The following is a 21,004-nucleotide window of genomic DNA, read 5'->3' as shown; positions in this document are numbered from 1 at the left end:
TGCACGCAAACAGAGACCGGCTCCCATCGTCATCACCGAGACCACCATAGGCCCGAGGCGGCGGATCAGCACAACACTGCCGCGAGACAGGCGCGAGGGACAACGCCAGCGAGCATGCAGAGGAAATGAACGTTATGTTGCCGCAGCGCTGCTTGCCTCACTCCACGCCACACTCGGCCACCACACCGATGGCCTCTATGGCGAACTCCCGGTCAACGCCTGCAGCAGCGCGGACCGGCCTGGTCTGAGAGGAAATGCCGGCGCCTTGTGCAGTCCCGCGTTGCCAGCGACACGAAGCAGCCGCCGTCTCTCCCCCTCGGCCAAGGCACCGAAGCCATCCTGCGCGAACGAATGCGCAGGTCCGTCGCTGTTCGGCGGGGCATGCGAAGACGCTACGGATTCTTCGCCGGCTTGACCGTGTCGCGCACCTTGGCGACCTGATCGGCCGTCACCGGCTCGCCGCGGTTGCCCCAACTCGAACGCGCGAAACTCAGCACGCTGGCCACGTCGGCATCGCTCAGGCGCCAGCCGAAGTCGGGCATGGCGATGGGCGATGGCGCCTTCGAGGTGGCCGGCATGGCGGAGCCTGCGAGCACCAGGCGGATCAGCGAGGTCGGGTCCTTCGCGTTCACCACGCTGTTGCCGGCCAGCGCCGGAAAGGTCTTGTCGGCGCCCGTGCCGTCGGAACGGTGGCAGGCGTTGCAGTTGTTCAGGTAGACCATCGCGCCGCTGTTGCCTTCGACAGTGCCGTTGCGCAGCGCGAGCGCCACCGGATGCTTCGGGGCAGCGGCGACCAGCGAAGCCGGCGACGCTGCGGCTGGCGCGCCCTCCGTCGCTCCCAGCGACTTCAGGTAGGCCGACACAGCCTGCAGATCCTGCGTCGACAAGTGCTGCGTGCTGTTCTGCACCACGTCGACCATCGCGCCGAAGGCCGCCGTGTGACTGGTGCGGCCGGTCTGCAGGTACTGCACGATCTCCTCGGCGGGCCATTGCGCCATGGTCGGCCGGTCGGTGTGGCGCAGGGGCTGCGCGTACCAGCCGTCGATGACCGCGCCCGACAGGAACGCATCGCCCTTTCTGTCGCTGGCCGCCTTCACGCCGCCAAGCATGCTGCGCGGCGTGTGGCAGTCGCCGCAGTGGCCCAGGCCCTGGACCAGGTAGGCGCCGCGGTTCCACTCGGCGCTTCGCGCGCTGTCGCTCTGGTACACGCCCTTGTCGAGGTAGATCCAGTTCCAGCCGATCATCAGGCTGCGCATGCTGAAGGGCCATGGCAGGTCGGTGGCCGGCGGCTTCTGCGCAACAGGCTGGACGCCGTTGCGGAAGAAGACGAAGAGCGCACGCATGTCCTCGTCGTTCACGCGGGCGAACGACGGATAGGGCATCGCCGGGTAGAGCCGATGGCCGTCCCTGGCCACGCCCTCGCGCAGCGCACGGGCGAACTCGGCCTCGGTGTAGGCGCCGATGCCGGCCTCGGTGTCGGGCGTGATGTTGGTGGAGACGATGGTGCCGAACGGCGTCTTCATCGGCAGCCCGCCGCCGAAGGCGGGCTTGCCCGGCGCGGTGTGGCAGCTGACGCAATCGCCGGCGCGCGCAAGGTAACGGCCGTGTTCCAGCACGGGGTCGGTGGATGCGGCAGGGGCCGCCGCGCCGGTTGCCATGGCAACGGGGGTGGACGCCGACGCCGACGCCGACGCCGGTGCGGATGCGGATGCGGCCGCAGCGGGCGTATCGGCCTTCTGCGCCACGGCCCATGCCCCGGCGCATAGCAACACCACGGCCGCGGCGATGCCACCGTACACACGCCGCGCGCTCATGCCAGCGCTCCCGGGTTCTTCAGGTACTGCTCGCGGATGGCCTTGGCCGACCAGTACGCCAGGGCACCCACCATGCCGGTCGGGTTGTAGCCGAAGTTCTGCGGGAAGGCGCTGGCGCCCATCACGAACACGTTGGGCACGTCCCACACCTGCAGGAACCGGTTGACGGCACTGGTCTTCGGGTCGGTGCCCATGGGCGCGCCGCCGGTGTTGTGGGTCGACTGGTAGTAGCGCACGTCGTAATGCGCGCCGGCCTTCTGGAAGTTCATCTTCAGCTGCTTCGGCCCCATGGCCCTGGCGATCTGCTCGACCTTGGTGCCGATGAACTGCGTCATCGCGAGGTCGTTGTCCTTCCAGTCGAAGGTCATGCGCAGCAAGGGCTGGCCGTGCACGTCCTTGTAGGTCGGGTCGAGGTCGAGGTAGTTGTCGCGATAGGCCATCACCGAACCCTGGCTGCCCACGCTGGCCATGTAGAGATAGTTCTCCTTCACGGCCTTCTTCCATCCTGCGCCCCAGGCGGGAGCGCCGGGCGGCAGGCTCATCTGTTGGATCGGCCGCCCGCCGGTGTTGATGCTGTTGATGGTGGCGCCGCCGACGAAGCCGAGCGGGCCGTGGTCGAAGTTGTCGCCGTCGAAGTCGTCGATCACGCTGCCGCTCGCGCCCGCGCCGACGAACGGGTTCATCGGCTGCTCCTTGTCGAAGAACAGGCTCGCGCTGCCATTGAGCTGGTAGGCGTAGTTGCGGCCGACCACGCCCTCGCCGGTGGCGGGGTCGTAGCGCTTGCCGATGTTCGACAGCATCAGCAGCCGCACGTTGTGCAGCTGGTAGGCGCACAGCACCACGAGGTCCGCGGGCTGCTCGACCTCGTTGCCCTCGGCGTCGACGTAGGTCACGCCGGTGGCGCGCTTGCCATCGGGCGACATGTTCACGCGCAGCACGTGCGAGCGCGTGCGCAGCTCGAAGTTTGGACGCTTCATCAGCACCGGCAGCAGCGTCGTCTGCGGCGAGGCCTTGGAGTACATGTAGCAGCCGTAGCGCTCGCAGAAGCCGCAGAAGTTGCAGGGGCCCAACTGCGCGCCGTGCGGGTTGGTGTAGGCGCGCGAGGCGTTGGCCGCGGCCTGCGGAAACGGGTGGTAGCCCAGCTCGCGCGCGGCCTTCTCGAACAGCTTCGCGCTGTTGACCGAGGCCAGCGGCGGCAGCGGAAACTCGTTGGCACGCGCGCCCTCGAACGGGTTGCCGCCCGGCTGGATCTTGCCGCCGATGTTCCCCGCCTTGCCCGAGGTGCCGCAGATCTTCTCGAACTGGTCGAAGTGCGGCTCGAGCTCTTCGTAGCTCACGCCGAAGTCCTGGATGGTCATGCCTTCCGGAATGAATTTCCTGCCGTAGCGCTCTTCGTAGGTGCTGCGGATGCGCAGGTCGCTCGGCAGCGGGCGCCAGTGGTGGCCGTTCCAGTGCACGCCCGCGCCGCCCACGCCGTCGCCGGGCAGAAAGGAGGCGAGCTGCCGGTACGGCACGGCCACGTCGGCCGGCGTGTGGCGGATGGTGACGGTCTCGCGCGAGAGGTTCTGGAACAGCTTGCCGCGGATGCCGTAGCTCAGTTCGTCGGTGATGCGCGGATAGGCGAAGTCGGGCTGCGTGTCGCGGTTCTCGCCGCGCTCCAGCGCCAGCACCTTCAAGCCTGCGGCGGTGAGTTCCATGCCCATGATGGCACCGGTCCAGCCGAAGCCGACCAGCACCGCGTCGACACCGGGTTTCTTGATGTTTGCCATGGTGCGCGCCCTCAGCCTTGCGGGCCGGCGATGCTCACCGGCGGCAGGTTGTACTTGACGCCGGGGCGGTCGACCCAGTCGGCGTAGTCGGCACGCGCGCCGGGGAAGCCGATCATCTTCCAGGCCGCGGCATTCTTGTTGCCGCCGTGGATGGGGTCGCTGAAGTAGCCCTCCTTCGTGTTCTGCAGCAGAAAGCCGAAGAAGTCGGTCGCGCCCACGCCGTCGAGCGTGATGCTGCCGCCCTCCAGGCCCTTGAGAACCTCGTCTTGCTGCGCCGCGGAGAGTTGCGCGAAAGGCTTGTCGGCGTACTGCTTGCGGCAGTGCGCATCGGTGGCGGCGATGCCGGCGCGGTACACCTCGCGCGGCGGCATCTTCTTCTGGTAGCCGAACAATGGCGATACCTCGACGAACGGGCCCTGCATGTACCAGGTGGCAGCGTGGCCGAAGGCGCCTTCCATCTGCCGGTCGATGAACTCGGGCACACCCGCCTCGATGGCACCGGGGCCTGTGTCGTCGGACGGTATCAGCCGGGCGACGGCGGCCTGCACGAATTTCCATTCGTCGGCATTGAAATAGACCGGGCTGTAAGCGGCACCCGGACTGGCTGCGGGTGCAGCGGCAGGAGCAGGTGCGGTGGCCTGCGCGAGCGCGGCGCCAGTGACGCCACCGGCACCGAAGGCCGTGGCCGCCGGCACGATGGCGATGGACCGGCGCAGGAACCCTCGCCGGTCGGAATACGACAAGTCTTTCATCGCGTTCTGTGCGGAACGAGACCGCGTGTTGTTATGCGAAGCCTGATCATCGCGACACCGCGTGCAACATCTTGTAGGAAGGCGGCTTGCCTATGATGGAAACGGCAATTCGCCTTTCAGAACGCTTTCAATGCCGCCCCGCAAGCACAACACAGGAGACCACGTGACCGCCAACCGCTACCCGCTCGCCGAACTCAAGGACCTGCCCGAAGACATCCGCACCGCGATCCTCGCCGTGCAGGAGAAGGCCGGCTTCGTGCCCAACGTGTTCCTCGGCCTCGCACGTCGCCCGGCCGAGTGGCGCGCCTTCTTCGCGTACCACGACGCGCTGATGCTGAAGGAGGAAGGCTCGCTCACCAAGGGCGACCGCGAGATGATCGTCACCACCACCAGCGCAGCCAACCAGTGCCTGTACTGCGTGGTGGCGCACGGTGCGCTGCTGCGCATCTACGAGAAGAAGCCGCTGGTGGCCGACCAGGTGGCAGTGAACTACCGCAAGGCCGACATCACGCCGCGGCAGCGCGCGATGCTCGACTTCGCGATGAAGGTCTGCAACCGCTCGCACGAGATCGACGACAGCGACTTCCCGCCGCTGCATGCGCACGGCTTCGACGACGAGGACATCTGGGACATCGCGGCCATCACCGCCTTCTTCGGCCTGAGCAACCGGCTCGCGAGCTTCAGCGGCATGCAGCCGAACAACGAGTTCTTCCTGATGGGGCGCGTGCCCCGCGAGAAGAAGTAGCCCGGCGTTCAGGCCTTGCCGCGGCAGGAGGCCAGCGCATCGAGCGCCGGCTTGTAGGTGGGCGTGGTCACGTCCATCAGGCCGAGCACCGTGTGGTAGAGGTTGTCGTGCGTGAGCGGCGCGTCGAGCCCCGCCTCCATGCACGAGCGCGAGAGCTTGCGACGCTCGCTCATGCCGTCGCTGAACCACGTCACCATCGGCACGTGCTTCTGCGCCTCGGGCGCGAAGCTGTACGGCACGCCGTGCAGGAAGAGGCCGTACTCGCCGAGCGACTCACCGTGGTCGCTCACGTACAGCAGGGCCGGGTCGTAGGCCTTCGACTGGGCCTTGAGCCAGTCGATGGTCTCGCCGAGGAAACGGTCGGTCTGCACGATGGAGTTGTCGTACACGTTCATCAGCTCGTTGTGGCCGCATTCGGCCAGCGCATTGGTCTTGCACTCGGGCTGGAAGCGCTTCACGTCGGGCGCGGAGCGCTTGTAGTAGGCCGGGCCGTGGCTGCCCATCTGGTGCATGACCAGGACGACACCCTTGGCACGGCGCTCGGCCGGCAGCGCGGCGATGCGCTCGTCCAGGTTCTTCAGCATCACGTCGTCCAGGCACTCGTCGCCGTCGCACAGCGCCTTCTTCGTCGCGGCATCCAGGCCGTCGAAGGCCGAGGCATTGGGCACGCGCACGCACACGCCCTTGCAGCCGGCCTGGTTGTCGAGCCAGAACACGGCCAGGCCAGAAGCCTGCAGCACGTCGACCAGCGTTTCGTACTCGTCCTTGCGCGACTCGTAGCCCTGCTTGCCCAGCGGGGAGAACATGCATGGCACCGAAGCCAGCGTGTTGGTGCCGCACGAATGCACGTCGCGGTAGCTCAGCACGCCGCGCTTCGCGAGCTCGGGCGTGGTGTCGCGGGCGTAGCCGTTCAGCGCGAAGTGGTCGGCCCGTGCGGTCTCGCCCACCACCAGCACGAACAGCGGCGGCTTCGCCTGCGCGGCGTAGCTTGCGCCGAGCGCCGTGCCGGCGGTGATCGGAATGAGCTTGCTGCTGCGCTTGAACAGCGGCTTGATGAACATCGCACCCGTCGAATAGAGCGTCGCGATGGGGTTCATCATGTAGCGCAGATGCACGTTGTTGCGCATCAGCGGTGCGAGCTCGCGGTTCATCGAAACGGCCGCGGCCAGCGCCACGACCACCGCGAGCGCCAGCAGCGCCACGTTGCGCCACAGCTTCGACAGGAAGCGCATCGGCGCGATGCGCATGCGCCAGAGCGCCCAGCCGGCGGGCAGCGCCACCACGAGCACGTTGAAGGCCATACGCCAGCTCAGCAGGTCGCGCGCCTCGTTGGGGTCGGTCTGCATCGCGTTGGCGATCATGGTCGGGTCCATCACCACGCGGTACTCGAGCATGTAGTGCTGCACGACCGCGGCCAGCACCACCACGGCGAACCACAGCGGCTTCATCCAGCGCGACCAGGCAGTGAACGACAGCAGCGCCACGGTGCCGCACAGCGTGAGCACGCTCATCGCGGCGATGGTGCTCATGTAGGTGCTGGGGGCGCCGCCGATGCGGGCCAGTTCGTTCCACAGCGGCCAGTTGGTCGTGAGCACGAGGTAGAGGCCCAGCCACAGAACCACCGTGCTGGCGGGACGGGGACGCGACAACCAGGCATCGAAGCGATGCCACGGGTTGCCGAAAGCAGGGAGAGGCGGCGCCTTGGACTCGGAGGAACCAACGTGCTGCAGGGGCACGGCCGCGGTACGCGAAACAGACATTCGGCGAATTTAGAAGGTTCGCCTGAAGGGAGCCTGAACTCCCTGTTCAGCCAGTGTTCAGGCTCGCGCGCGGCGCAGTCTCTGGCGCCGGCGCGCGGTGATGCGGGCACCGGATGCAAGCAGCGACAGGGGCCGGCTGACGCCGCGTTCCACCAGGATCGACACCAGCGCACCGAGCATCACCGCCGCCAGGATGTCCGAAGGGAAATGCAGGCCCAGGTACATGCGGCTCCAGCCCACCACGGCGGCCACCAGCAGCGCCGCATACATCGGCACGCGCGAGGGGAGGCACCAGAGCGAGAACGCCGCGGCGAAGGTGCCGGCTGCATGCAGGCTCGGGAAGCCGGGGCGAACGCCCTGCGGCACCCACTGGACACCCAGGCCGTAGAAGGCGGGCCGCGGAATCGGCGCCACGGTGCGGATCAGCTGCACCAGCAGCCAGACCACCAGAAGGCTCACCAGCACGGTCAGCAGCGCGTGGCGCCAGCGCCGGCTGACGAGCGCGCCCGCGCCGATGGCGAGCATCAGCAGGGCCGGCATCAGGTCGGAGGCGAACTCGGCGAAGCCCAGCGTCCACGGCGGCACCGTGACGCCGGCGTTGATGGCCCGGAACAGGGCGAAGTCAAGATCCTGCATGCACGGAAGCGGTCGGTTGATGGACGGCATGCGCCTTGAAACGCGTCGCCGCCAGGTCGATGACGAAGCCCACGGTCCAGCAGACCCAGGCAGTCCAGAAGGTGTGGCTCATGTAGTGGGCGCCGCGCAGCTGCTGCGACACGCCGAGCAGCAGTCCCGCGACCATCGCCAAGACCAGCCAGATGGCGGCGGCACGCGGCACGGTGCGGCGCAGCACGAAGTACCCGCCCACGTAGGCGAACGCGGCCGAGGCATGGCCGGCCGGGAAGCATCCGCCCGGCCCGCCGTCGTCGAGACCCCAGGACCAGTGCGACACGTAGCGCGCCACGCCGCCGAACTCCTGCAGGTCCCACGGGCAGCTGGTGTGGCTGGCATGCTTGAGCAGGCTGACGGCAATCACCGATGCCAGCACCGTCAAGGCCAGCTGCGCGCGCTCACCCGTGGACAGGCGGCGAAGGAAGCCCAGCGGCCAGCGGATCGCGACGAACAGCGAGATCACCAGAACCCAGCTGAGATCGCGCATGCCTTCATGCATGACATGGACCATGAACGGGTTCGAACGCAGCGGGAAGCCCAAGGCAGAGCCCGCCATACGCGCCAGTGCCAGGTCTCCGGTCGTCGCGTCCCATGCCATCAGCGCAGCCAGGGCGAGCAGAGTGAACATCCCCATGCGGAGATTCGGAGAACGGGTCATGGACGGAGGCAGGGCTGGATGAGAGCCGCGAGCCTACGGACGCGGAATGAACCGCGCCTGAAGCAACCTGAACCGAAACTGAACGGCCGTTGCGCAACCGGTGGGCGCTAGACTTGTTTCTTTGTTCGAAGGACATGGCGTGCGCATCTTGCTTGTCGAAGATGACAGCTCTCTGGCAGATGCCGTCTGCAGCTACCTGCTGGCCAAGGCGTTTGTGGTCGACGTGGCGCCCAGCCTGGCCGACGCACGCGGCGCGTTGCTGTCGGTGCAATATGCGGCGGTGCTGCTCGACCTGCACCTGGGCGACGGCGACGGCCTTTCGCTGCTGCCGCAGGTGCGTGCACTGGCCGAGCGCCCCATTGTCATCGTGCTGACCGCACGCGACCAGGTGACCGACCGCATCCGTGGCCTCGACGCGGGCGCGGACGACTACCTGATCAAGCCCTACGACCCGGCCGAGCTGCTGGCACGGCTTCGCGCGGTCGAGCGGCGGCGCAGCGCCAGCAGCACGCCCGTGCTGAAGCTCGGCACGCTCGAGATCGACCTGGCGCGCGACATGGTGCGCAAGGACGGCGCGACGATCACGCTCACGCAGAAGGAATGGGCGCTGCTGCGCGTCATGGCCACGCGCCCCGAACGCATCCACACCCGCGAGAACCTGGCCGACGCGCTCTACGGCTTCGGCGACGAGGCCGACAGCAACACGCTCGAGGTCTTCATCAGCCGGCTGCGGCGCAAGCTCGGGCGCAGCCACATCCAGACCCTGCGCGGGCTGGGATACCGGCTGTCGACCTCGGCGGACGACGACGAATGAGCGCGAGCAGTTTCCTGGCCGGCCGCGACTCGCTGGCCGGACGGCTGACACGCACGCTGATCGTGTGGGTCGGCGGCGTGTGGCTGATGTGCGTGTTCGCCGTGGTCTGGTACGTGGACCGCGAGATCAACCACAACTTCGACAACGAACTGGTCGAGGTCTCGCATCGCATGTTCGCGATGGCGGTGCAGGAGCTGGAGAAACTCCAGCATCCCGGCGAAGACCCGCCGCGCCATCCGTTGATCGCGCCCAAGCAGCTGTTCTCCGAGGACGCTGTGATCTACCAGATCGTCGACCTGCACGAGCACGTGCTGCTGCGCTCCGCCGAAGCCCCGCCCGACACCTTCGACGTGCCGCTGGCCGCAGGCTTCGCCAACAACCCGACCTGGCGCATCTACACGGTGCGCCACCCGACGCTGGGCCTCTTCTTCCAGGTGGCCGACCCGCTCGACGAGCGGCGGCACGCCCTCAACCGCACACTCTTCGGCCTGATCATTCCGCTCGGCGCGGTGCTTCCGCTGCTGGCGCTGGTGCTGCGCAACGTGGCGCGCACCGAGTTGCGCGTGCTGCAGCAGCTGGCCGGCGAGATCGAGAAGCGCAGCGGTGCCGACCTGCGCGCCATCGCGCTGGCACCGGGGCTGCCTCAGGAGCTGCGCTCGGTGGGCGACCACGTCAACCGCCTGCTGGAGCGGCTGTCGCAGTCGCTCGACGTCGAACGCGCACTGGCCGCGAACGCGGCGCACGAACTGCGCACGCCGCTGGCCGCGGCACGGCTGCGGCTGCAGACAGCGCTCGAGCACGACCTGCGGCGCAAAGATGTGCAGGCCGCGCTCGACGCGCTGCAGATGCTGAGCCATCGCGCCGAGAAGCTGCTGCAGCTCTCGCGCGCGGAATCGGGCGCGTCATTGGCGCGCGCGCAGGTCGACCTGGTGCAGCTGGCGGGCACCGTGGTTCAGGAGTTCTGGCAGGACGCGCAGATCAATGAACGGCTCACGCTCAAGGTGCCCGACCGCGAGACTCCGATGGCACTCGGCGACGTCGACGCACTGGCGATCGCGCTGCGCAACCTGGTGGAGAACGCGTTGCGCTACGGCGGCGGCGGGCGCGTGGCCATCGAGGTGATGACGCCCTGCACGCTGGCCGTGCGCGACTTCGGCGCCGGCGTGAGCGCCGAGCAGTTGCAGACGCTGCAGCAACGCCACGTGCGGCACAGCGCCGACCGCGCAGGCTACGGGCTGGGCATGTCGATCGTCGGAACCATCGTAGAGAAACACGGAGCGAAGCTGGTGCTGTCGTCGCCGCCCGCGGGCGCGGCGCATGGCTTCGAGGCGCGCATCGTGCTGTTGCCGGCCTAAAGGCTCCGGCCACCCCCAGCACTCTCAGCGCGCGGCGCTTTCCTTGCGCGGCACGAAGCCGTACGAATTGTCGAAGCCGAACTGCCCGGCCTCGTACATCGCCGCCATCTTCCTGACCAGGTGCTGCTGCACCGGCTTCGGCAGCGCGAAGTAGTTGCCGTTGGCCGTGGTCGTGCGCTCGTCGTCGAGCTGGCCGGTGATGGCATGGATCGTGGCCTTGCGTCCGTGGTGGAAGGCGACGATCTTGATGCGGCCTGCGAAGTCGTCGGACTCGAAGTGAGTCGCGTCCTTCCGGTCGAAGAAGCGGTACACGAGCACGGGGTCGACCAGACCGTCGCCATCGAGGTCGGTGAGTTCGATGAGCTTCGAGCGGAAGTTGACGCCCGCCTCGTCCTTCAAGGCAAAGTCGCGGATCGACCATTGCTTCGAGAGCGACCGGCCGCCTTCGACCTTGTACAGCGCAGCCTGCAGGGTTTTCGACAGCAGCTCCTCGGCGAACGGCGCGTCCTGCGCCTCGCCCAGCACCAGGACATGGCTGCCCGACCTGTCGCTGAAGCACAGCCGCTTGAACACCGGGAGTTCGAAGCCGGCGGCCTTCAGCGTCTCGGCGTCCAGGTAGGGCGTGCTGGCGGGGCAGTCGTTCTTTCCGGGTTGCGCCGGGGAACGGGCCTGGCCATGCGCCGGCACGGCAAGAGACGCGAGCAATGCCAGAGCGACGATGCAGGACTTCGTCGGCGCGCTCATTCGCTCACCAGCGCGCGCAGCCAGTCGGGCAAGGCCAGCGCCTTCTGCTTCGGAAAGTCGACCCAGATGGTGGTGGCGCCACCGGCCGCGCAGATCACGTCGGGTTCTTCCTCGCGCGCCATGGTGCCCCAGCTTTCGAAGGTGGTGCGGCCCGGGTCGCTCACGTACATCTTCAGCAGCACCTTGCCGGGGTATTCGATCTGGCGGTAGAAATTGCAGAAGGCGTTGACGATCACCATGCCCTCGCCGCCCGGCTCGGGCTCGAAGCCGATGGAGTGCATCCAGTCGATGCGCGCCGTCTCCAGGTAGCGGAAGTAGGTGCCGTTGTTCAGGTGGCCCATGGCGTCCATGTCGCCCCAGCGGATGGGAATGGACATCTCGTACACGAGCTTCTTTTTTTCGGGAATTTCGATTCTCATCGGTGCGCCTTGATGGATGCGAGGATGCCCAGCACGAACAGCAGTGCCGCCACCCACTCGGTGGCCTGCGGCCAGCGGCCGTCCCAGGCGAAGGAATAGAGCAGCGCGAACAGCGTCTCGCTGACGATCAGCTGGCCGCACAGGCTGGCCGACAGGCGCTGGCTTGCGACGTTCCAGAGAATGGTGCCGAGCCACGATGCGCCGAAGCCGCAGGCCAGCGCGATCCACACGAACAGCGCGCCGCCGGGCCGCGCCTGCAGCGTGGCCACGTCGCTGCCCGCGGCCAGCCACAGCAGCAAGGCGCCCAGGCCGGTGGCCAGGCCGAGCCAGTTGGCCCAGTCGGCCGCGTGCAGCTCGGCATGGCGCTGCAGCCAGGCCGCATTGAGCAGGCCGTACACGGTCCAGCTCACCATGGCGGCGATGGCCAGTGCGATGCCCCAGCCGAAGCGCGCGCCGCCGTCGCCCGCGCCTTGCATGCCGCCCACGCCATGCCGGGCCGACCATGCACCGTAGATCATCAGCGCGATGCCTGCGCCGGTGAGCAGCAGGCCCGGCAGCAGCGCGCGCATCCGCAGGCCGGCCGGACGGCCCAGCAGCATCATCCAGACGGGAATGGTGCCGATGATGAGGCTGGGCACTTCGGTGCCCGCGGCCTGGATGCCGAAGGCCAGCAGCAGGTAGTAGCCGCTGAAGCCGAGCACGCTCAAGCCCAGCGCCACCAGCGCCTGCCGGCCGGTGGGCCAGCGCGCCGCGGCCGGGCGCGCGAACACCGCGAGCCCCGACACGGCGCCGAACACGAGGAAGCGCGCGGCGGTGATGTCGACCATGCCGAAGTGGCCCACCATGCGCGGCGCCACGAACACAAGCCCCCAGAGCGCACCCGCGCCCAGGCCCGCGGCAACGCCGGTCCAGGCCCGCGGGCTCAGAGCGCGAACCCGTCGTCGGCCGCGATGACGGCGCCGTTCACGAAATGGCTCTGGCCGCTGGCCAGCAGCACGATCAGGCCGTCAAGGTCTTCCGGCTTGCCCACGCGCTTGCGCGGCAGCATGCCGACCAGCTTGGCGCCACCCTCGGTGGTCCAGTGTTCTTCGTTCAGCTCGGTGGCGATGTAGCCCGGGCACAGCGCGTTCACGTTGATGCCGAAGCGGCCCCACTCGAGCGCCATGACCTTGGTCATCTGCACCACGGCGGCCTTGCTCATGCAGTACGTGCCGATCTGCGGCATGGGCTTGATCGCCGCCGAGGAGGCGATGTTGATGATGCGCCCGCCGATGTAGGTGCCGGGCGCCGTGCCCCTGGCGCGCGCCAGCATGCGCCTGGCCACTTCCTGCGCGACGAAGAAGGAGCCCTTCACGTTGGTGTCGAAGATGTAGTCGTAATCGTCAGGCGTCACGTCCTGCAGGCGCTGCGTGGTGCTCACTCCCGAGTTGTTGACGAGGATGTCGATGGCGCCGACCTCGGTCTCCGCACGTGCCACTGCCGCCTTGATGCTGCCGATGTCGGTCACGTCGAGATCGACCACGTGCGCGTCGCCGCCCTCGCCTTCGATGCGCGCGCGCAGTTCCTTGAGCTTTTCGACGCGGCGGCTCGCCAGCACCACGGCCGCGCCGGCGCGCGCCAGCGTTTTCGCAAACTGGGCGCCGAGCCCGCTGGAAGCGCCGGTGACGAAGGCCACCCGGCCGGAAAGATCGATGCTGTAGGCCATGAACTTGAATCCCGTGGAGTCGCGCAGGTGACGCGAAGGGGGTCCGAAAGCCGCGCCCATGGATGACAGGCCTGCCGCCGGACGCCGCATAAAATGCCCCGCAATCCGGGATGCAATGCCCCGCGCCTCGAAAAATCATTATCGACCCAACCCACATGACGCACGACGAAATCCTCGCCCAGTTCGGCCCTCGGGAAGCCATGGAATACGACGTGGTCGTGGTCGGTGGGGGCCCCGCCGGCCTCTCGACCGCGATCCGGCTCAAGCAGCTCGCAGCCCAGCAGGAAAAGGAAATCTCGGTGGTGGTGCTCGAGAAGGGCTCGGAGCCCGGCGCGCACATCCTCTCGGGTGCCATCATGGACCCGCGCGCACTGAACGAGCTGCTGCCCGACTGGAAGGAACTCGGCGCACCGCTGAACCAGCCCGTCACCGACGACGCGATGGTGTTCCTGGGCGAGAAGTCGGGCCTGCGCACGCCCAACTTCTTCCTGCCGGCGTGCTTCCAGAACCACGGCAACTACATCATCAGCCTGGGTGCCTTCACCAAGTGGCTGGCCCAGCAGGCCGAGAACCTCGGCGTCGAGATCTTCCCCGGCTTCCCGGCCGCCGAGGTGCTCTACAACGAGGACGGCTCGGTACGCGGCGTGGCCACCGGCAACATGGGTGTCGGCAAGGACGGCGAGCCCACCGAGAACTTCCAGCTCGGCATGGAACTGCTGGGCAAGTACACGGTGTTCGCCGAAGGCGCGCGCGGCCACCTCGGCCGCCAGCTCATCGCGAAGTACAAGCTCGACGAAGGCAAGGATCCGCAGACCTACGGCCTCGGCGTGAAGGAAGTGTGGGAGATCGACCCCCAGCGCCACCAGCCCGGCTTCGTGCTGCACACCGCCGGCTGGCCGATGAAGAGCGACACCTACGGCGGCGCGTTCCTGTACCACATGGAGGACAACAAGGTCACCATGGGCTTCATCACCGGCCTGGACTACAGCAACCCCTACCTGAGCCCGTTCGAGGAAATGCAGCGCTGGAAGCTGCACCCCAACATCCGCTGGTACCTCGAAGGCGACGAAGCCAAGGGCATCAAGCCGGCCAAGCGCATCGGCTACGGCGCGCGCGCCATCACGGCCGGCGGCCTGATGTCGCTGCCCAAGACGGTGTTCCCGGGCGGCGCGCTGGTCGGCTGCGAGGCCGGTTACCTGAACGTGAGCCGCATCAAGGGCAGCCACGCCGCCATCAAGACCGGCATGCTGTGCGCCGAGGCCGCGTTCGACGCGGTGCAGGCCGGCCGCCAGCACGACGAACTCTCGGCCTACCCCGCCGCCTTCGAGAAGAGCTGGCTGCACACCGAACTCAACAAGGCGCGCAACTTCAAGGCCTGGTTCAAGAAGGGCCTGGGCATCGCGACCTTCATGAACGGCGTGGAGCAATGGCTGCTGAAGGGCCACATCCCATGGACCCTGCGCCGCAACAAGCCCGACCACCAGTACCTGAAGCCCGCTTCGGAGTGCAAGCCGATCGTGTATCCGAAGCCCGACGGCAAGCTCACCTTCGACCGCCTCTCCAGCGTGTTCATCAGCAACACCAACCATGAAGAGCAGCAGCCGGCCCACCTGACGCTGAAGGACGCGACGGTGCCGGTGAACGTCAACCTGGCCAAGTTCGCCGGCCCCGAGAGCCGCTACTGCCCCGCCGGCGTCTACGAATTCGTCGGCACCGAAGACGGCAAGCAGCGCCTGCAGATCAACGCGCAGAACTGCGTGCACTGCAAGACCTGCGACATCAAAGACCCGACGCAGAACATCGTGTGGGTCACGCCCGAAGGCGGCGGCGGACCGAACTACGTCGGCATGTAAGGCGCCCGCACGCCGTTCGCAAGAGCCCTCTTCGGAGGGCTTTTTGCTTTCTTGTCCTCTGTCCCCGGCGCCCTGCGGCGCGCCTCAGGCGAGGTAGGCGGCGACCTCGTCGGTTGCGAGGAAGCGCACGAGCGACACGTGCGGGTTCTGCTCGGCGTGCAGCCCATGGTTGAAACCGTTCCAGCTGCGCCCCGGCTTCTCGGTCGTTTCCAGGGCGACGAGCACCGGTCGCCCCTGCCGACGAGCGTTGTCTCGCAGCGCGCCTTCACCCCAGCTCCAGGCCAGGGCATTGACGAGTTCGCCGTTGGAGAAGGCCGGTGCCTGCAGCCACAAAAAGGCGGCCGTGTCGCTGCCCTCGTCGTCGCCCCGCGTGCGCGGCGGCTGGCGGATGCCGAGCTGCTGCGCATGCGTTTCCATCAGGTCCTGCAGCAGCGAGAACGCGTGGAAATTGTTGTTGACGGCGTGGGCACGGACGATCATTCCCGAGCGCGAGGTCGGCAGCAGCACCACCAGCTCGTCCTCATAGGACAGCGAGGCGGCACCGTGCAGGTAGTGCAGGTCCTCGAAAGGCAGCGAATCGTTGGCGTACATCGCATCGAGGTGCGCCAGCAATTCGCGATCGGCCAGCAGCGCGCGGTGGTTTCGCACGTCGCGCATCGCCATGGCCATCAGGGGCGGCACCAGCAAGTCGACCGCCGCTCGAAGCGCATCGACCTCGAAGCGCGCCGGCGGGGCCAGCGCCTCGAGTGCGGCATTCGCGGCCTGCCAGGCCGCGAGTTCTTCCTCGTCCTGCCGACCGCCCTTTTCCCCTTCGTCGCCTTCCTCGACCTCCATCGGCTCCGTCGCGCAGTACGGTGCCAGCGACGCGAGCACGCGGCCCATCAACTGCAGCGCTGCATCGAACATCAGGTGCGGATCGGCGCCGTCCTCGACCAGCGCGCCGCAGAAGAGCGTGAGCAACGCAGCCCGGTGAGGATGAAGCCCGGGCAACAGCGCGGCGCTGGCCCGCAGCACATCGTCGCTGTCCCACCCTTGCCCGACATCGGCATGGAACGCCTGGAATTCCGGCTGCCCGAAGAAGGTCTGCTGCGCATCCAGGTCGGCTTCCTGCCGCACGGGAAGCCGCAGGACCGCGAGGAAATCCTGGGGAAGTTCATTCATGCGCAAATTGTGCTGCAGGGGTGGGCGCTATCCTCTCGCGACAAGGAGACAAGACACCCATGCACATCGTCATCACCGGCGGCGCCGGCTTCCTGGGCGCACGCCTCGCCCGCACCCTGCTCCAGCAAGGCCGCCTCTCTCTCGCGGGCGCGCCGCCCCAGTCCATCTCGCGCATCACGCTGGTCGACCGCGCGGCCCCGCCGGCCGACCTCGAGGCCGACGCGCGCATCACCGCCGCCACCGGCGACCTCAACGAGCAACTGGCCCGGCCGGAGGCCGCGTTCTGGCGCGAGGCCGACGCCGTCTTCCACCTGGCCGCTGCCGTCAGCGGCGAATGCGAGGCCGACTTCGACCTCGGCATGCGCAGCAATTTCGCGGCCACGCACGCGCTGCTCGAACGGGTGCGCGCACTGGGCACGAAGCCGGTGCTGGTGTTCGCCAGCTCGCTCGCGGTGTTCGGCGACTCGCCCGAGCAGCCGCTGCCGAAGGTGATCGAGGACCACACGCTGCCGACGCCGCAGACCAGCTACGGCATCCAGAAGTTCATCGGCGAGCAGCTGGTGGCCGACTTCACGCGCAAGGGCTTCCTGCGCGGGCGCAGCGTGCGGCTCATGACGGTGAGCGTGCGCCCGGGCAAGCCCAACGGCGCAGCCTCGGGCTTCTTCAGCGGCATGATCCGCGAGCCGCTGGCGGGGCTGCGCGCGGCCTGTCCGGTGCCCGATGCCACGCCTGTCGCCATTGCGTCACCCGCGCGCACCATCGAGGGGATTCTTCGCGCCGCCGAGGCCACCGACGCCGAGTGGGGCCCGCGCACCGCGCTCAACCTGCCCTCGCTGCCCACGACGGTGGGCGATATGGCCGCGGCGCTGGAGCGCGTGGCGGGCAAGGCGGCCGGCGCCCTGCTCGACCGCACGCCCGACCCGGCGATCATGCGCATCGTGAAGAGCTGGCCCGGCCATTTCGAGACCGCTCGCGCCAGGGCGCTGGGCCTCGCGGCCGACCGGAGCTTCGACGAGGTCGTTCGCGAATACGTCCGTGAAAATCCCGACGCGATAAAGCTTCCGGGTGTTGCATAGTCGATCCAGGCGCACCTGACGCGCTACTGACCCCAACTCCCCGGAGACACCATGAAATTCGGCCCCATCGCCGCCGCTTGCCTTTCGCTCGCCCTGAGCTCGGTCGCCTTCGCGCAGACGACCATGAAGATCAGCATCTCGACCGCGCAGAACTCGCACCAGGGCGTGGCGATCGACACCTTCGCCAAGGAAGTCGAGAAGCGCACCGGGGGGCGGTACAAGGTGCAGACCTTCTACAACGGCTCGCTCGGCGGCGAGCGCGAGTCGATCGAGGCGGTGCAGCTGGGCACGCAGGAGCTCGCGTTCTCCTCGACCGGCCCGGTGCCGAACTTCGTGCCCGAGACCAAGATCCTGGACGTGCCCTTCCTGTTCCGCGACAAAGCCCATGCGCGCGCGGTGCTCGACGGCCCGATCGGCCAGGACCTGCTGACCAAGTTCGACGCCAAGGGCTTCAAGGCGCTGGCATGGGCCGAGAACGGCTTCCGGCACATGACCAACAGCAAGCGCGACGTGAAGGCCCCCGAAGATCTGAAGGGCCTGAAGATGCGCACGATGGAGAACCCGGTGCACATCGCCGCCTACAAGGGCTTCGGCATCATCACCACGCCCATGGCCTTCCCGGAGGTGTTCACTGCGCTGCAACAGGGCACGGTCGACGGCCAGGAGAACCCTCTGCCCGTGATCATCTCGGCCAAGTTCGACCAGGTGCAGAAGCACCTGTCGCTCACCGGCCACGTCTACTCGCCCTGCATCTTCCTGATGAACAAGGCGAGCTTCGACAAGCTCAGCGCGGCCGACAAGACGGCCTTCCTCGAGGCGGCCAAGGAAGGCACCAAAGCCAACCGCGCGCGCGTGGACGAGGACGACGCCAAGGGCGTGGCCGACCTGCGCGCCAAGGGCATGACCGTGATCGACAACGTCGACAAGGCCAAGTTCGTTACTGCGCTCGCGCCTGTGAATGCCCAGTTCGAGAAGGAATTCGGCAAGGCCAACCTGGACAAGATCCGCGACTACAAGTGATTGCCGGCACGCAACCGGCGCAGCCTTGAAGATTGCGCCCGCCAGGCACGAGGCCCGGCGGGCGTTCCTGTTTTTGAATTTCCGTCAGAGCACTTTCAGATGAAAAGCAAGTTCCTCGGCCTGGAAAGGTGGACCACCCTGGTGTCCATGATCCTGGCCTGCGTGATGCTGGTGATCGCATCCTCCCTCGGCCTGTTCCAGATCATCACGCGCTTCGTGCTGGAGCAGCCCGCCGAATGGAGCGAGATCCTGATCCGCGTGAGCCTGATCTGGATGGTGTTCCTCGGCATTCCCATGGCCTTCCGCCAGGGCGCGATGGTCAGCGTGGACGTGCTGTACCGCTGGAGTTCGCCGCGCGTGCGCCGCGTGCTCGACGCAGTGGTGAGCGTGGCCGCACTCGCGCTCATGCTGGTGGTGCTGTGGTGGGGCTGGGACTATGCGATTCGCGGCAGCGTGCAGAGCATGGCCGGCCTCGAGAGCCTCTCGATGATCTGGGCCTACATGGCACTGCCTGTGGGAGCCGTGTTCTCGCTCTTCGGCATCGTGGGCAACTACCTCGATCCCAAGCGCCTCGAGCTGGAGACCGCGCAATGACCACCACCATGATCGCGACGATGGTGCTGTGCTTCGCACTGTCGGTTTCCGTGGCCGTGTCGATCGGCCTGGCGTCCATCCTGGGCATCCAGGTCACCAACGCCAACATGCTCATCTCCGCCAAGGAGATGTTCAATTCGATCAACAAGTTTCCGCTGGCGGCCATTCCGTTCTTCATCCTGGCGGGCAACCTGATGGAGACCGGCGGCATCTCGCGCCGGCTGGTGGAGTTCGCCAAGAGCATCGTGGGCGGCGTGCAGGGCGGCCTGCCGATGACCTGCGTGCTGACCTGCATGATCTTCGCGGCGGTGTCAGGCTCGTCGGTGGCCACCACCTTCGCCATTGGCGCCATCCTGATCCCGGCGCTCATCAAGCACGGCTACCCGACCTCCTACGCGGCCGCGCTGCAAGCCACCAGCGCCGAGCTCGGCGTGATCATTCCGCCCTCGATCCCGATGATCCTGTACGGCGTGAGCGCCGAGGTGTCGATCGGCGAGCTGTTCATCGCGGGCTTCGGCCCCGGCATCCTGATCAGCCTCGCGCTCATGCTGTTCGTGTGGGTCTACTGCAAGTGGAAGGGCTGGGGCAAGACCGACGGCGAGGGCCGCATGCCCTTCGGCCGCGCGCTGTGGCAGGCCGGCTGGGCGCTGCTGATGCCGGTCATCATCCTGGGCGGCATCTACGGCGGCATCTTCACGCCGACCGAGGCCTCGGCGGTGGCGGTGTTCTACGCGCTGATCGTGGGCATGGTGATCTACCGCGAGATCAGGTTCGCCGACCTGTTCGCGATCCTGCGCAAGTCGGTGCTGTCCTCGGCGGTGATCATGTTCATCATCGCCAACGCAGGCCTGTTTGCCTTCCTGATCACGCGCGCCGGCGTGCCCGACGCCATCGGCCACTGGCTGCAGGAGGTGCTGAAGTCGCCCGCGATGTTCCTGCTGGGCGTGAATGCGGCGCTGTTCATCATCGGCATGTTCATCGAGACCAGCGCGGCCATCATCGTGCTCGCACCCATCCTCGCGCCGGTGGCGGTGCACTTCGGCATCGACCCGGTTCACTTCGGGCTGATCATGGTAGTGAACCTGGCGCTGGGCATGATCACGCCGCCCTTCGGCGTGAACCTGTTCGCGGCCTGCACGGTCGCGCGCATTTCGCTCGACCGGATCGTGAAGCACCTGATTCCGTTCGTGCTGGTGATCCTGGCCTGTCTGATGGTGATCACCTACGTGCCCTGGGTTTCGCTCGCGCTGCGCGACCTCGTCTACGCGAGGTAGCCGCGCCGATCAGGGCGGCGACCGACTCAGGTACGCGCTGGGCGGCACGCCCAGCGTTCGGCGGAACATGGCGGTGAAGGCGCTCGGGCTCTCGTAGCCGTGCGCCAGAGCCACTTCGAGGATCGACGCGCCAGCCGCCAGCCTCGGCAGGCTCAGCAGCAGCCGCGCCTGCCGGCACCACGCCCCGAAGTTCATGCCGGTCTCGCGCTGGAACAGGCGCGCGAGCGTGCGGCTGTTCATGTGCAGGCGCTGCGCCCATTCGTCGAGCGACGCGGGCAGCGACGGATCGCGCACCAGCGCCTCGCACAGCGCTGCCAGCCTCGCGTGGCCCGGCATGGGCACGTGCAGCGACAGCGCCGGCGCAGCCTCGATCTCGTCCAGGAGAAGCTCCATCACCCGCTCGTCGCGCCCGCCCGGCGCATAGTCGCGCGGAAGCGCCACGGCGGTGACGATCAGCGCACGCAGCAGTTCGCCGACGTGGATCACGCGGCAGCCGGCGCCCAGGTCGGCGCGCGAGCCCGGTTCGACGAAGACGGTGCGCATCTTCACCACCCCGGCCATGCGGATCTCGTGCGCCATGCCGGCCGGCACCCACACGCCGCGCCCCGGCGGCACGACCCAGCTTCCGGCCGCCGCGCGCACGAGCATGACGCCGGCGATGGCATGGATCAGCTGCCCGCGCCGATGAACGTGCGACGGAATGAAGGCGTCGCCCAGGGGATCGGTCGCGAGCGCCGCGACCGCGCGCGGGGTCGATTCGCCCTCCTCGGGCCGCAGGTTGATTTCTTTGTCCATTTCTCGACGAAGCTTGCCAATTCG

General features: G+C 67.7%; 20 protein-coding genes. 8 read left to right on the top strand and 12 right to left on the bottom strand.

Annotated elements, in window-relative coordinates:
• Window positions 1-392: 392 nt before the first annotated feature.
• Genes AACL56_RS32630 through AACL56_RS32620 form a run of 3 tightly spaced genes read right to left on the bottom strand, consistent with a single transcriptional unit; the run spans window position 393 to window position 4,335 of the window.
• Window positions 393-1,814: a cytochrome c gene (locus tag AACL56_RS32630; RefSeq protein WP_339094602.1), complete on the bottom strand. Its 1,422-nt coding sequence runs from the start codon at window positions 1,812-1,814 to the stop codon at window positions 393-395.
• Complete coding sequence (locus tag AACL56_RS32625) at window positions 1,811-3,583, bottom strand: GMC family oxidoreductase (protein WP_339094600.1); 1,773 nt, start codon at window positions 3,581-3,583, stop codon at window positions 1,811-1,813. The genes AACL56_RS32630 and AACL56_RS32625 overlap by 4 nt, the downstream gene beginning before the upstream one ends.
• 11 nt (window positions 3,584-3,594) lie before the next feature.
• Window positions 3,595-4,335: a gluconate 2-dehydrogenase subunit 3 family protein gene (locus tag AACL56_RS32620; RefSeq protein WP_339094598.1), complete on the bottom strand. Its 741-nt coding sequence runs from the start codon at window positions 4,333-4,335 to the stop codon at window positions 3,595-3,597.
• 130 nt (window positions 4,336-4,465) lie between these two features.
• Between AACL56_RS32620 and AACL56_RS32615 the strand changes: the two genes are divergently transcribed.
• Entirely contained in the window at window positions 4,466-5,080 is a 615-nt protein-coding gene (locus AACL56_RS32615) for a peroxidase-related enzyme (protein ID WP_339094596.1), read from the top strand.
• An 8-nt stretch (window positions 5,081-5,088) separates the two neighbouring features.
• Here AACL56_RS32615 and AACL56_RS32610 read toward each other — a convergent pair whose 3' ends face one another.
• From AACL56_RS32610 to AACL56_RS32600, 3 genes are read right to left on the bottom strand one after another with little or no spacing between them, the layout of a single operon-like run.
• Complete coding sequence (locus AACL56_RS32610; protein ID WP_339094594.1) at window positions 5,089-6,840, bottom strand: phosphoethanolamine transferase; 1,752 nt, start codon at window positions 6,838-6,840, stop codon at window positions 5,089-5,091.
• A 57-nt stretch (window positions 6,841-6,897) separates the two neighbouring features.
• Window positions 6,898-7,476 carry a phosphatase PAP2 family protein gene (locus AACL56_RS32605; protein ID WP_339094592.1) on the bottom strand — a complete coding sequence of 193 codons (579 nt, stop codon included), beginning with the start codon at window positions 7,474-7,476 and terminating at the stop codon, window positions 6,898-6,900.
• On the bottom strand, window positions 7,463-8,170 hold the full coding sequence (locus AACL56_RS32600) for a phosphatase PAP2 family protein (protein WP_425337106.1): 708 nt from the start codon (window positions 8,168-8,170) through the stop codon (window positions 7,463-7,465). The genes AACL56_RS32605 and AACL56_RS32600 overlap by 14 nt, the downstream gene beginning before the upstream one ends.
• Before the next feature lie 139 nt (window positions 8,171-8,309).
• Between AACL56_RS32600 and AACL56_RS32595 the strand changes: the two genes are divergently transcribed.
• Window positions 8,310-8,984 carry a winged helix-turn-helix domain-containing protein gene (locus tag AACL56_RS32595; RefSeq protein ID WP_339094588.1) on the top strand — a complete coding sequence of 225 codons (675 nt, stop codon included), beginning with the start codon at window positions 8,310-8,312 and terminating at the stop codon, window positions 8,982-8,984.
• On the top strand, window positions 8,981-10,339 hold the full coding sequence (locus tag AACL56_RS32590; RefSeq protein WP_339094587.1) for a sensor histidine kinase: 1,359 nt from the start codon (window positions 8,981-8,983) through the stop codon (window positions 10,337-10,339). Before AACL56_RS32595 ends, AACL56_RS32590 begins: the two co-directional genes overlap by 4 nt.
• A gap of 24 nt (window positions 10,340-10,363) precedes the next feature.
• On the opposite strand, the gene AACL56_RS32585 is transcribed toward AACL56_RS32590, so the two are convergent.
• The 4 genes from AACL56_RS32585 to AACL56_RS32570 are packed head-to-tail and all read right to left on the bottom strand — an operon-like array spanning window position 10,364 to window position 13,207.
• Window positions 10,364-11,083 carry a M949_RS01915 family surface polysaccharide biosynthesis protein gene (locus AACL56_RS32585; protein WP_339094585.1) on the bottom strand — a complete coding sequence of 240 codons (720 nt, stop codon included), beginning with the start codon at window positions 11,081-11,083 and terminating at the stop codon, window positions 10,364-10,366.
• Entirely contained in the window at window positions 11,080-11,502 is a 423-nt protein-coding gene (locus AACL56_RS32580; protein ID WP_339094583.1) for an acyl-CoA thioesterase, read from the bottom strand. Before AACL56_RS32580 ends, AACL56_RS32585 begins: the two co-directional genes overlap by 4 nt.
• Window positions 11,499-12,428 carry a DMT family transporter gene (locus tag AACL56_RS32575; RefSeq protein ID WP_339095313.1) on the bottom strand — a complete coding sequence of 310 codons (930 nt, stop codon included), beginning with the start codon at window positions 12,426-12,428 and terminating at the stop codon, window positions 11,499-11,501. The genes AACL56_RS32580 and AACL56_RS32575 overlap by 4 nt, the downstream gene beginning before the upstream one ends.
• On the bottom strand, window positions 12,425-13,207 hold the full coding sequence (locus tag AACL56_RS32570; RefSeq protein WP_339094581.1) for an SDR family oxidoreductase: 783 nt from the start codon (window positions 13,205-13,207) through the stop codon (window positions 12,425-12,427). Before AACL56_RS32570 ends, AACL56_RS32575 begins: the two co-directional genes overlap by 4 nt.
• Window positions 13,208-13,362: 155 nt before the next feature.
• On the opposite strand from AACL56_RS32570, the gene AACL56_RS32565 reads away from it, so the two are divergent.
• Window positions 13,363-15,060 (top strand): electron transfer flavoprotein-ubiquinone oxidoreductase, encoded by a 1,698-nt coding sequence (locus AACL56_RS32565; protein ID WP_339094579.1) that lies wholly within the window; start codon window positions 13,363-13,365, stop codon window positions 15,058-15,060.
• An 84-nt stretch (window positions 15,061-15,144) separates the two neighbouring features.
• Here AACL56_RS32565 and AACL56_RS32560 read toward each other — a convergent pair whose 3' ends face one another.
• A complete protein-coding gene (locus tag AACL56_RS32560; RefSeq protein ID WP_339094577.1) occupies window positions 15,145-16,221 on the bottom strand; it encodes a hypothetical protein in 1,077 nt (358 codons plus the stop codon).
• 59 nt (window positions 16,222-16,280) lie between these two features.
• Between AACL56_RS32560 and denD the strand changes: the two genes are divergently transcribed.
• The 4 genes from denD (at window position 16,281) to AACL56_RS32540 (ending at window position 20,185) form a co-directional block, all read left to right on the top strand.
• Window positions 16,281-17,297 (top strand): D-erythronate dehydrogenase, encoded by a 1,017-nt coding sequence (denD, locus tag AACL56_RS32555; RefSeq protein ID WP_339094575.1) that lies wholly within the window; start codon window positions 16,281-16,283, stop codon window positions 17,295-17,297.
• 51 nt (window positions 17,298-17,348) lie between these two features.
• Window positions 17,349-18,317 carry a TRAP transporter substrate-binding protein gene (locus AACL56_RS32550; RefSeq protein WP_339094573.1) on the top strand — a complete coding sequence of 323 codons (969 nt, stop codon included), beginning with the start codon at window positions 17,349-17,351 and terminating at the stop codon, window positions 18,315-18,317.
• 99 nt (window positions 18,318-18,416) lie between these two features.
• Window positions 18,417-18,911: a TRAP transporter small permease gene (locus AACL56_RS32545; protein ID WP_339094571.1), complete on the top strand. Its 495-nt coding sequence runs from the start codon at window positions 18,417-18,419 to the stop codon at window positions 18,909-18,911.
• Window positions 18,908-20,185, top strand: coding sequence for a TRAP transporter large permease (locus AACL56_RS32540; RefSeq protein WP_339094569.1), 1,278 nt, complete (start codon window positions 18,908-18,910; stop codon window positions 20,183-20,185). The genes AACL56_RS32545 and AACL56_RS32540 overlap by 4 nt, the downstream gene beginning before the upstream one ends.
• Before the next feature lie 9 nt (window positions 20,186-20,194).
• Here the strand turns inward: AACL56_RS32540 and AACL56_RS32535 are convergent, their stop codons facing one another.
• Window positions 20,195-20,980, bottom strand: a complete 786-nt coding sequence (locus AACL56_RS32535) for an AraC family transcriptional regulator (RefSeq protein ID WP_339094567.1) — start codon at window positions 20,978-20,980, stop codon at window positions 20,195-20,197.
• Between the last annotated feature and the right edge of the window lie 24 nt (window positions 20,981-21,004).

The organism is Variovorax paradoxus (assembly GCF_902712855.1).
Taxonomy (GTDB): domain Bacteria; phylum Pseudomonadota; class Gammaproteobacteria; order Burkholderiales; family Burkholderiaceae_C; genus Variovorax; species Variovorax paradoxus_Q.
Note: the sequence above shows the minus strand (reverse complement) of the source record. Positions and strands in the feature narration are given on the sequence as shown.